The organism is Ramlibacter albus, from assembly GCF_014297445.1.
In the GTDB taxonomy this organism is placed as follows: domain Bacteria; phylum Pseudomonadota; class Gammaproteobacteria; order Burkholderiales; family Burkholderiaceae_C; genus Ramlibacter; species Ramlibacter albus.
This window is the reverse complement of record NZ_JACORU010000016.1, coordinates 1-10,674: the sequence shown is the minus strand read 5'-3', so window position 1 is coordinate 10,674 and position 10,674 is coordinate 1. Positions and strand designations below refer to the sequence as shown.

The 10,674-nt window shown below is 67.8% G+C and carries 14 protein-coding genes; 10 read left to right on the top strand and 4 right to left on the bottom strand.

The features are described 5' to 3' along the window. Positions 1-22: 22 nt before the first annotated feature. From H8R02_RS27525 to H8R02_RS27510, 4 genes are read right to left on the bottom strand one after another with little or no spacing between them, the layout of a single operon-like run. A complete protein-coding gene (locus H8R02_RS27525) occupies positions 23-592 on the bottom strand; it encodes a pilus assembly PilX family protein (RefSeq protein ID WP_187084817.1) in 570 nt (189 codons plus the stop codon). Further along, a complete protein-coding gene (locus tag H8R02_RS27520) occupies positions 586-1,887 on the bottom strand; it encodes a PilW family protein (protein ID WP_187084815.1) in 1,302 nt (433 codons plus the stop codon). The genes H8R02_RS27525 and H8R02_RS27520 overlap by 7 nt, the downstream gene beginning before the upstream one ends. Next, on the bottom strand, positions 1,884-2,423 hold the full coding sequence (gene pilV / locus H8R02_RS27515) for a type IV pilus modification protein PilV (RefSeq protein ID WP_255429606.1): 540 nt from the start codon (positions 2,421-2,423) through the stop codon (positions 1,884-1,886). Before pilV ends, H8R02_RS27520 begins: the two co-directional genes overlap by 4 nt. Before the next feature lie 8 nt (positions 2,424-2,431). Then, a complete protein-coding gene (locus tag H8R02_RS27510) occupies positions 2,432-2,824 on the bottom strand; it encodes a type IV pilin protein (RefSeq protein ID WP_187084811.1) in 393 nt (130 codons plus the stop codon). 130 nt (positions 2,825-2,954) lie between these two features. Between H8R02_RS27510 and ribD the strand changes: the two genes are divergently transcribed. The 10 genes from ribD to tolA all read left to right on the top strand — a co-directional run bounded on the left by ribD (position 2,955) and on the right by tolA (position 10,322). Further along, complete coding sequence (ribD, locus tag H8R02_RS27505) at positions 2,955-4,073, top strand: bifunctional diaminohydroxyphosphoribosylaminopyrimidine deaminase/5-amino-6-(5-phosphoribosylamino)uracil reductase RibD (protein ID WP_187084809.1); 1,119 nt, start codon at positions 2,955-2,957, stop codon at positions 4,071-4,073. 19 nt (positions 4,074-4,092) lie between these two features. After that, entirely contained in the window at positions 4,093-4,725 is a 633-nt protein-coding gene (locus tag H8R02_RS27500) for a riboflavin synthase (protein WP_187084808.1), read from the top strand. After that, complete coding sequence (gene ribBA, locus H8R02_RS27495) at positions 4,722-5,837, top strand: bifunctional 3,4-dihydroxy-2-butanone-4-phosphate synthase/GTP cyclohydrolase II (protein ID WP_187084806.1); 1,116 nt, start codon at positions 4,722-4,724, stop codon at positions 5,835-5,837. Before H8R02_RS27500 ends, ribBA begins: the two co-directional genes overlap by 4 nt. 3 nt (positions 5,838-5,840) lie before the next feature. After that, positions 5,841-6,305, top strand: a complete 465-nt coding sequence (gene ribH / locus H8R02_RS27490; RefSeq protein ID WP_187084804.1) for a 6,7-dimethyl-8-ribityllumazine synthase — start codon at positions 5,841-5,843, stop codon at positions 6,303-6,305. Then, positions 6,302-6,778, top strand: coding sequence for a transcription antitermination factor NusB (nusB, locus tag H8R02_RS27485; protein WP_187084802.1), 477 nt, complete (start codon positions 6,302-6,304; stop codon positions 6,776-6,778). Before ribH ends, nusB begins: the two co-directional genes overlap by 4 nt. Further along, on the top strand, positions 6,775-7,959 hold the full coding sequence (locus tag H8R02_RS27480) for a pyridoxal phosphate-dependent aminotransferase (RefSeq protein WP_187084800.1): 1,185 nt from the start codon (positions 6,775-6,777) through the stop codon (positions 7,957-7,959). Before nusB ends, H8R02_RS27480 begins: the two co-directional genes overlap by 4 nt. Next, a complete protein-coding gene (gene ybgC / locus H8R02_RS27475; protein ID WP_187084798.1) occupies positions 7,956-8,354 on the top strand; it encodes a tol-pal system-associated acyl-CoA thioesterase in 399 nt (132 codons plus the stop codon). Before H8R02_RS27480 ends, ybgC begins: the two co-directional genes overlap by 4 nt. Beyond that, positions 8,351-9,043 carry a protein TolQ gene (gene tolQ, locus H8R02_RS27470; protein ID WP_187084796.1) on the top strand — a complete coding sequence of 231 codons (693 nt, stop codon included), beginning with the start codon at positions 8,351-8,353 and terminating at the stop codon, positions 9,041-9,043. The genes ybgC and tolQ overlap by 4 nt, the downstream gene beginning before the upstream one ends. A 1-nt stretch (position 9,044) precedes the next feature. Continuing rightward, on the top strand, positions 9,045-9,470 hold the full coding sequence (locus H8R02_RS27465) for a biopolymer transporter ExbD (RefSeq protein ID WP_187084794.1): 426 nt from the start codon (positions 9,045-9,047) through the stop codon (positions 9,468-9,470). A 75-nt stretch (positions 9,471-9,545) separates the two neighbouring features. Then, a complete protein-coding gene (gene tolA, locus H8R02_RS27460; RefSeq protein WP_354004985.1) occupies positions 9,546-10,322 on the top strand; it encodes a cell envelope integrity protein TolA in 777 nt (258 codons plus the stop codon). The last annotated feature ends 352 nt before the right edge of the window (positions 10,323-10,674 follow it).

The window sequence follows — 10,674 nt, the reverse complement described above, 5'->3', positions numbered from 1 at the left end:
TACTCCCTGAAAGGCGCCGGGCTCAGACACCCGAAGTGATGAGCGTGATCGGGTTGGCGCCCGTGGTGCAGGTCGTGGTGTTCACGTAGGTCTGGTAGTCCGTCTCGGACATCGGCACCCGCACGCCTTCGCGCACGGTCACCGACACGCCGGTGCCGCTGGTGTCGCCCTCCGTCGAGCTCACCACGGAGCGCAGCTCGTAGTCGGCCGTGTACTCGCCGGCGAGGATGGGCACGCCGTCGCTGGTCTCGTAGCCGCTGGGCGCGTCCGTGCGCAGGCGCCGCACGCGCAGCGGGCACTGCGGCACGTACACCTTGGCCTTGTAGTCGGCCGTGCCGTTGGCGTCGAGGTCGAATTCGACCGTGCGGGTGCTGCCCAGGATGCCGAGGAAGGAGCCGCTGACCACCTGCTCGATGGACAGGTTGGCCGCCGAGATGCCCTCGGAGCGGAACTGCGTGTTGGCCACGCCCTTGAGGTTGGACGAGCTCAGGTTGAACGCGCCCACCACCACGAGCGAGACGAGCGTGATGACGATCAGCGCGATGATCAGCGCGGCGCCCTGCTGGCGGCCCGTGGCCCTGCGCGTCACCATGATGCGGGCACCTCGCGGCGCATGGAGATGTTCATCATGCGCACGGTCTGGGCATAGGTGTGGCGCTTGTAGCCGTCGCAGTACGGCCCGTAGACGGTGAGCTTGTCGCCGGGGCTCGCGCACGAGGGCGTGCTGCTCGGGCTGCAGGTGCCCGACAGGCAGTAGTACTTGGAATCGGTGAACGAAGGCGTGGTGGTCTGCGCGCGCGCCAGCACGAACAGCTTCACGGACACGGTGTTGGCCACGTTGAACAGCGTCGAGCACACCGTGCCGGAACTGCACGTGACGTAAGAGTCGGCGTTGCCGTCGCCCCGGTTCGTGGGCGTGTAGGTGTTGCTCGTGGTCTGGAAAGTCGGCACCACGGTGAACATCGCCGCCGTGAGCGCATTGCCCGCCCCGCCGGAGGTGGTGGGTTTGCTGACGTTGTCCACGCCCAGCTGCACGCGCAGGGCCTCGATGCCATCGACCAGCGTTTCGGTGCCGGTGTGCTTGACCTTGGTGGTGCCGCTGTCGTCGTAGGTCTGGAAGCGCGTGCGCACGAGCGTGGGGATGCCGTCGCCGGCCGTCGCGAAGTACTTCCGCACCCAGTAGATGGTCGACACGAAGCGGTACTTGTCCGCCGTGGTCGCGCAGTCGCCCTTCTGCAGCGTGAAGTCGGCGGCGGTGGCGCTCAGCACGAAAGCGTTGGTGCACCGGCCATTCTGGAAGAAGACGTTGCCGGAGGTGTCCTTGCAGTCCTCGTCGGTGGCCGTGGAGCTGGCGACGCACGGCGCGGCGTGGCGCACGACGATGACGTCGGTGTACGGCTGCACGACCGGGTTGGACGTGGTGCCATAGAGCGGCCCCTGCAGCGAGCTCGTGCCCGCGCACACCGGCGAGATGCCGTCGGAGCCCACCGGGTACACGCTGATGGGGATGGTGACGAGCTGGTTCTTGTAGTCCGCCGACCAGGCCGCCGGCTGCTGCCAGTTGCCGGACTCGATCGGGCACGGGTCGGGCACGGCGGTCGGGAAGTCCGTCGGCGCCACCGTGGTGATCGTGATGTCGTCGTACTTGGGCACGTAGCCGGCCCAGAAGCCGCCCTGGGAGATGTCGGTTTCCAGCAGCTGCAGCGTGAAGCGGCCGTTCTCGATGACGGAGTTGGTGCGCATCATCTCGCTGTTGTTGCGGCTCACGTTGGTCATGAGCGTGAGCAGCGCGACGGCGATCACCATGGTGAGCGCCACGCCCACCATCAGCTCGACGAGCGAGAAGCCCTTCTGGACGAGGCGTGAGCGCAGGAGGAGGGGCTTCATGTCAGCGTGCCGATCTTCACCACCGTGGTGAGGAACCTGCGGCACAGCTCGTTGACGCAGGACGTGCCGAAGTCGTAGTTGGTGGCGCCGCAGGTCACCGACGAGGGCGGCGCGCTGATCGGGGTGAGGCCCTGCCAGACGACCGTGACGAGGATGTCGCCGCCGGAGGTGCTGGTGATGCAGCCCTTGCCGTTGATCATGGCGCCGGCCTTGGCCGTGCCGAGCGTGGCGCCGGCGCCCTCGAGCGCGTAGCACCACTCCTGCAGGTCGCGGCCGGCCTGCGTGCTCGTGGAGATGCTGCTGCACGTGGCGCCGGTGCCGTACGTGGTGGTGCTCACGTAGGAGGCCGAGTTGATGCGGTTGGTGGCGATGCGGCTGGCCATGTCGTTGAGCAGCATGATGGCCTGGCTGCGCTGGTAGGCCTCGGTCTCCGACATCTGCATCTTCATCTGCAGCCCGGCAAGCCCCAGCAACCCGAACGCCACGATGACGATCGTGACCAGGATCTCGATGAGGGTCGCGCCGCGCTGCTTCATCACCGCCATTACCAGTTGCTCGACTTGGTGCCCACGCTGTTGAGCGTGAGGTTGCCGTCGCCCGACATGACGCCCGTGCTCGTGGGCGTGAAGGTGATCGTGTAGGTGGGCGGCGCGCCGGACGAATTGAGGGTGACGTCCCACGTGTAGTTCTTGCTGACGTCCGTCGGCATCACGTAGCCGTTGGTGGTCAGCTGGTCCTTGGTGGCGTAGGAGCGGTTGGCCAGCAGGTACTGCTGCTGCCGGTTGGCGATGTCCATGATCTGCGCCTCGGCCGCCGCGCGGCCGCCCTTGCGGATCTGGTACTTGTAGGCGGGGAAAGCCACACCGGCCAGGATGCCGATGATCGCCACCACCATCATCAACTCGATCAGCGTGAAGCCCCATGATTTCCTGCGCATGCCCACGACCCTCCATCTCTTGGACGGCAACGTTATCCGAGCGGCGCAGCACACGGAACGCATGCCCGACAACCGGTTGCACCGCCCGGCCTAGTGGTTGGCGTGGATGAGACACAATGAAAGCATTGGTATGCACGCACCTGAGATTCACACGGGCGACCCGATGGCCGCGGCGCTCGCGCTCGCGCAACGCGCCATCGGCCTGACGGGCCCCAACCCGCGCGTCGGCTGCGTCATCGTCGGGCCCGGCGGCGAACTGCTGGGCCAGGGCCACACCCAGCCCGCCGGCCAGGCCCACGCCGAAGTGATGGCGCTCGCCGATGCCGCGTCGCGCGGCCACAGCGTGCGCGGCGCCACGGCCTACGTCACCCTCGAGCCCTGCTCGCACCATGGCCGCACCGGCCCGTGCTGCGATGCGCTCGTCGCCGCGGGCATCGGGCGCGTCGTGGCCTCGCTGCAGGACCCCAACCCACGTGTGGCGGGCCAGGGCTTCGAACGCCTGCGCGCGGGTGGCGTGGACGTCCAGGTGGGGCCCGGCGCGGCCGAATCGCGCGAGCTGAACCTCGGCTTCTTCAGCCGCATGGTGCGCGGCACGCCTTGGGTGCGAATGAAGGTGGCGGCCAGCCTCGACGGGCAGACGGCGCTGGAGAACGGCGCGAGCCAGTGGATCACGTCCGAGGCCGCGCGCGCGGACGGCCATGCGTGGCGCGCTCGCGCGAACGTGGTCCTCACCGGCATCGGCACGGTGCTGGAGGACAACCCGCGCCTCGACGTGCGCCTGGCACCGGTGAAGCGCCAGCCGGACGCCGTGCTCGTCGACAGCCGCCTGGAGCTGCCCGCCGATGCCGCGCTTTTCGTGCCCGGGCGCCGGCTCTTCGTTTACGCCGCCGTGGACGACGCCGCGCGCGCGGAGGCGCTGCGAGCGCGGGGTGCCACCGTGACCGCCCTGCCCGGCCCCGGCGGCAAGGTGGACCTCGCCGCGATGCTGCGCGACCTGGCCGCTCGCGAGGTCAACGAGGTGCACGTGGAAGCCGGCCACAAGCTCAACGGTTCCCTCCTGCGCGAGGGCCTCGTGGACGAATTGCTCGTGTACCTGGCGCCCAGGCTGCTCGGGCAAGGCCGCGGAATGAGCACTTTCGGCCCCCTTTCGCGGCTTTCGGACGCGCTGGAACTCGAATTCAAGTCGATCGACCCCGTCGGCGAGGACCTGCGGGTCATCGCAAGGGTGCGCGGCCGGGACAGTTTCTGACCTCTGCGAAAATAGCGGGATGTTCACCGGCATCATCACCGGCGTCGGGCGCATCGCCGCCATCGACGACCTCGGCAGTTCCTTGCAGCACGGCAAGCGGCTCGCCATCGAAACACCCGCCGGCTACCTCGACGACGTCGGGCTGGGCGACAGTATCGCGATCAACGGCGCGTGCATGACGGTCACCTCCCTCGAGCCCGCCACGCGCCGCTTCACCATCGACGTTTCCGCCGAATCGCTTTCGAAGACGGCGGGCCTGGGCGAGCCCGGCCCCGTCAACCTCGAAAAGGCCCTTCGCGCCCACGACCGCCTCGGCGGCCACATCGTCTCCGGCCACGTCGACGGCGTCGGCCGCGTCGCGAAGATGGCGCAGGTCGGCGAAAGCTGGGAACTGCGCATCCTCGCCCCGCGCGAGCTGGGCAAGTACCTCGCCTACAAGGGCTCGATCACCGTCAATGGCGTGAGCCTCACGGTCAACACCGTCGAGGACGTGGCCCAGGGCACCGAGATCAGCATCAACCTGATTCCCCACACCGTGCAGAACACCTCGCTGGGCGCCTTGCGCGAAGGCAGCCCCGTCAACCTGGAGATCGACACCGTGGCCCGTTACGTCGAGCGCATGCTCAGCGCCGGCATGAAGGCCGCGGCATGACACCTGTCCCGATCTCCCCCGTCGCCGACATCGTCGCGGACATCAAGGCCGGCCGCATCGTCATCCTCGTGGACGAAGAGGACCGCGAGAACGAAGGCGACCTCGTGCTGGCCGCCGACCACGTCACGCCCGAGGCCATCAACTTCATGGCGCGCTTCGGCCGGGGCCTCATCTGCCTGACGCTCACGCGCGAGCGCTGCGAGCGCCTGCGCCTGCCGCCGATGGTCGCGCGCAACGGCACGAAGATGGGCACGGCGTTCACCGTCTCCATCGAAGCCGCCGAAGGCGTCACCACCGGCATCTCCGCCGCCGACCGCGCCCGTACCGTGCAGGCGGCCGTGGCCCGCAACGCGAAGGCCGAGGACCTCGTCCAGCCCGGCCACATCTTCCCGCTGCAGGCGGTGGATGGCGGCGTGCTCATGCGCGCCGGCCACACCGAAGCCGGTTGCGACCTCGCGTCGATGGCGGGCCTCACGCCGGCCGCCGTGATCTGCGAGATCATGAAGGACGACGGCACGATGGCGCGCCTGCCGGACCTGCAGCTCTTCGCCGCCGAACACGGGCTGAAGATCGGCACGATTGCCGATCTCATCGAGTACCGCAGCCGCAACGAAAGCCTCGTCGAAAAACTCGGCGAGCGGCCGCTGGCCACGGCTTACGGCGAGTTCCGCGCCGTCGCGTGGCGCGACAAGCCCAGCCAGGGCGTGCACCTGGCGCTCGTGAAGGGGCAGTGGCCCACCGACGACTCGGTGCCCGTCCGCGTGCACGAGCCGCTGTCGGTGCTCGACGCGCTGGAAGTCAACCGCTCGATGCACTCGTGGAGCCTGGACACCAGCCTGAAGCACATCGCGCAGCATGGCCGCGGCGTGGCGGTGCTGCTCAATTGCGGCGAATCGGCCGAGCAGCTCGTCGAGCAGTTCGAAGGCACCGCTCGCGCCGCGCAGGCGCCCGAGCGCGGCCGCATGGACTTGCGCACCTACGGCATCGGCGCGCAGATCCTGCGCGGCTGCGGCGTGCACCGCATGCAGCTGATGGGCGCGCAGCGGCGCATGCCCAGCCTCGAAGGCTATGGACTCGAGATCACGGGGTACATCCCCCGCAACAAGGAATAACGAATGTTTGGCGCAGACAAGGGCAAGGCCGACAAGCTGGACGGCAAGGAGCTGGTCATCGGCATCGTGCAGGCCCGATTCAACGAGGCCATCACCGACACGCTGGCGGCGGCCTGCCGCAGCGAGCTGATCGAACTCGGGGTGGCCGAGAAGGACATCGACCACTACAAGGTGCCCGGCGCGCTGGAGGTACCCGTCGCCCTGCAGGCGCTGGCGGAAAAAGGCGGCTACGACGCTCTGGTCGCGGTGGGCTGCGTGATTCGCGGCGAGACCTACCACTTCGAGCTGGTGTGCAACGAGTCGGCCGCGGGCGTCACGCGCGTGGCGCTGGACTACCACCTGCCGATCGCCAACGCGATCATCACCACCGAGAACGAGGAGCAGGCCATCGCCCGCCAGGTGGAAAAGGGCAAGGACGCCGCGCGCGTCGCGGTGGAAATGGCCAACCTGCTGGACGAGGTGGGATGACTACTGCTCCCCGCAAGACGTCGCAGAAAGCCCCGCGCAGCCGCGCGCGCGAGTTCGCCCTGCAGGCCCTCTACCAGCACCTCGTCGGCCGCCAGAGCGCCGAAAGCATCGACGCATTCACCCGCGGCCTCTCCGGCTTCCACAAGGCCGACTCGGTGCACTACGACGCCCTGCTGCACGGCTGCATCAAGGAGGCCGAGGAGCTGGACGCGCTGATCAAGCCGCTGCTGGACCGCAAGCTCGAGGAGCTTTCGCCGATCGAGCACGCGGTGATGTGGATCGGCGCCTACGAGTTCCTGCATGCGCCGGACGTTCCGTGGCGCGTCGTGCTCAACGAATGCATCGAGCTGGCCAAGGAGTTCGGCGGCACGGACGGCCACAAGTACGTCAACGGCGTTCTCAACGGCCTTGCGCCGAAGCTGCGTCCGCTGGAAGTCGAGGCCGACCGCGCCTCGGGCAAGGCCAGGCCATGAGGTTCGCCCGCCGCGCCGAGCGCATCGAGCCGTTCTATGTGATGGAGGTGGCCAAGGCCGCCACGCAGTACGCGCGCGAGTTCGCGCACAGCGGCAAGCCGATGATCTTCCTGAACATCGGCGAGCCGGACTTCACCGCGCCGCCGCTCGTGCAGGAGGCGGCCGCGAAAGCCGTGCGCGACGGCCTCACGCAGTACACGCACGCCATGGGCCTGGACAAGCTGCGCGAGCGCATCAGCGGCTGGTATGCGCAGCGCTTCGGCGTGGACGTGCCGGCGCGGCGCATCGTCGTCACCGCCGGTGCGTCGGCGGCGCTGCAGCTCGCCTGCCTCGCGCTGATCGAAGCCGGCGACGAGGTGCTGATGCCGGACCCGAGCTACCCGTGCAACCGGCACTTCGTGAGCGCCGCCGAAGGCAATGCGGTGCTGATCCCGACCACGGCGGCCGAGCGCTACCAGCTCAGTGCGGCCAAGGTGCAGGAGCACTGGGGCGCGAAAACGCGCGGCGTGCTGCTCGCCTCGCCCTCCAATCCCACGGGCACCTCGATCCACCCGGAGGAACTGCGCCGCATCCACGCCTTCGTGCAATCGAAAGGCGGCATCACGCTGCTGGACGAGATCTACCTGGGCCTGTCCTACGACGAAACCTTCGGCCACACGGCGCTGGGCATCGACGACCAGGTGATCAGCATCAACAGCTTCTCGAAGTACTTCAACATGACGGGCTGGCGGCTCGGCTGGATCGTGGCGCCCGACCCGCTGGTGCCGGTGATCGAGCGGCTCGCGCAGAACCTGTTCATCTGCCCGAGCACCGTGTCGCAGCATGCGGCGCTCGCCTGCTTCGAGCCGGAGAGCATCGCGGAATACGAGCGCCGGCGCAGCGAGTTCCGTGCGCGCCGCGACTTCTTCATCCCCGCGCTGAACGGCATGGGGCTTTCGGTACCGGTGATGCCCGACGGCGCCTTCTACGGGTGGGCCGACTGCTCGAAAGCCTGCGAGCAATGGGGCGTGGGTTCGAGCTGGGAATTCGCGTTCGAGGTGATGAAGCGCGCGCATGTCGCGGTGACGCCCGGCCGCGACTTCGGCACGGCCGAAACCGCGCGCTTCGTGCGTTTTTCGACCGCGAACTCGATGGCACAGCTTCAGGAGTCCGCTGCGCGGCTTGCCGCCGTCCTGAAATGACGTTCCGCTTTCCCGTCCGCGTGTACTGGGAAGACACCGACGCGGGCGGCATCGTCTTCTACGCCAACTACCTGAAGTTCTTCGAGCGCGCGCGCACGGAGTGGCTGCGCTCGCTGGGCGTCCACCAGAGCAGCCTCCGGGAGGAAACGGGCGGCATCTTCATCGTCAGCGAAACCTCGGTGCGGTACCTTCGCCCGGCGCGCCTGGACGATGAACTTATCGTTACCGCCCGGCTCGAAGACGCAGGCCGCGCGTCTCTCATAATCGCGCAGCAGGCGCTGGACGCCGCAGGAAGCGTCCTTTGCGAGGGCACCATCCGCATCGGCTGGGTCGATGCGGCGACATTGAAGCCGGGGCGCATCCCGCCCGCCATCCTGGAAACGCTGAACCGATGAACCAAGACCTCTCCATCCTGCAGCTCGTGCTCGGCGCCAGCGTCGTGGTGCAGGCGGTGATGCTGCTGCTGGTGCTGGTGTCCATCACCAGCTGGGCCGCCATCTTCCGCAAGCTGTTCGCGCTCAAGCGCGTGAACCGCCTGAACGACGACTTCGAGCGCGAGTTCTGGTCGGGCACCAGCCTGAACGACCTGTTCGCCTCCGCCGCGCAGAACGCGAAGCTCGCGGGGCCGATGGAGCGCATCTTCGCCAGCGGCATGCGCGAATACCAGAAGCTGCGCGAGCGCCGCATCCAGGACCCCGGCACGCTGCTCGACGGGGCGCGCCGCGCGATGCGCGCGAGCTATCAGCGCGAAGTGGACGCGGTGGAGATGAACCTGTCCTTCCTCGCGTCCGTGGGCTCGGTGTCGCCGTACGTGGGCCTGTTCGGTACGGTGTGGGGGATCATGCATGCCTTCACCGGCCTGGGCGCGCTGCAGCAGGTGACGCTGGCCACGGTGGCGCCCGGCATTGCGGAGGCCCTCGTCGCGACGGCCATCGGCCTGTTCGCCGCGATCCCCGCCGTCGTCGCCTACAACCGCTTCGCGCGCGACATCGACCGCGTCGCGATCAAGCTGGAGACCTTCATCGAGGAGTTCTCCAACATCCTGCAGCGCAACCTGGGCGCGCACAGCGCCTCGGGGCACTGACATGCCGGCAGTGGCGCACCGCGGCCGCGGCCGCCGCACGATCAACGAGATCAACATGGTCCCGTTCATCGACGTGATGCTGGTGCTGCTGATCATCTTCATGGTCACCGCGCCGCTGATCACGCCGAGCATGATCAACCTGCCCTCGGTGGGCAAGGCCGGCAAGCAGCCGGACAACGTGGTGCAGGTCGTGATCGCGAAGGACGAGTCGCTCGAGCTGAAGATCAAGGACAGCACGACGAAGCTGAGTGCCGGCTCCATCGTGCAGGTGATGAAGCAGCTGCAGGCCACGCCCGGCGGCGAGAACACCGCCGTCGTCATCAGCGCGGACCGCACCGTGAAGTATGAAGCGGTGGTGAACGTGATGAACGAATTGCAAAAGGCCGGCGTGCAACGCGTCGGCCTCTCGGTTCAACTCGCAAAATAGCAGGGCCCCATGCCCGCCGCCACCGACCGCTTCGAGTTCACGCCGCCGCCGCAGCCGGCGCTGGTGCGTGCGTTCGTGCTGGCGCTGCTCGCGCACCTTTTGCTGCTCGCCGCCCTCACCTGGGGTGTGAAGTGGCAGCGCGAGTCGCAGGACGCCGTGGTGGATGCGGAGCTGTGGTCCAGCGTGCCGCAGCAAGCCGCGCCAAAGGAAGTGGCGCCGCCGCCTCCGCCGCCGCAGCCGGAGCCGAAGGTGCAGCCGAAGCCCGAGCCGCCGCAGCCGACCGAAGCCGAGATCGCGCTGGAAAAGCAGAAGAAGGCCGCGGAAACGAAACGCCGCGAGGAAGAACTCGCGCGCAAGAAGGAAGCCGAGCACCGCAAGGAAGAGGCCGAGAAGAAGCGGCGCGAAGAGGCGAAGCTCGCGCAGGAAAAGCAGCGCAAGGAAGATGCCGACAGGAAGAAGCGCGAAGAGCGCGACGCGCAGCAGCGGGAGAAGCTGCGCCAGGAGACGCTCGCCAAGCTGCAGGGGATGGCGGGTGCGACCGGTGCGCCGTCTTCGACTGGGAACGCACAGCGATCCAGCGGCCCCTCGGCGAACTGGGGCGCGCGAGTGAACGCGCGTGTTAAACCGAATATCGCATTCAGAGATGAAGTTGCGGGGAATCCCGAGACGGTGGTGGCTGTTCGACTTGCTCCGGACGGCACCATAGTCAGCAGGCGAATTGTCAAACCGAGCGGTCACCCCGCGTGGGACGACGCAGTCTTGCGAGCGCTTGACAAGACCGAGGTGCTGCCGCGCGATATCGACGGGCGCGTTCCTCCCGGAGGAGACCTTGTGTTCCGGCCGAAGGACTGAATCGCCCGCTTCTCGCCACTAGCCAATTTACGCTTCGCAACTTGGCGGTCGAAATTGAGGATATTGGGGTCGGATTTGGTCAGATCCCAATTTCTCTTCGGTTTTTGCGCTCTTCGACCTCGCGGCAACGCCACGCCCGGCCGGTCCGCGGCGCGATGGCTACGACGTTCGGCGCAGCCGCTGCGCGGCCGCTCCCGAATTCCTCACGCCGGCAGGCCTCGCGGCCCCCCGCCATAACTCGCTTGTATTGTTCGTTTGTCCGGAGACCCCGGGCAGGAGGGGCGTATGCAGGTAACTCGCTTTTGGCTCCGAGCCTGTCGCGTAGATGTAGCAGCGCCCATCCTTTTTCTCC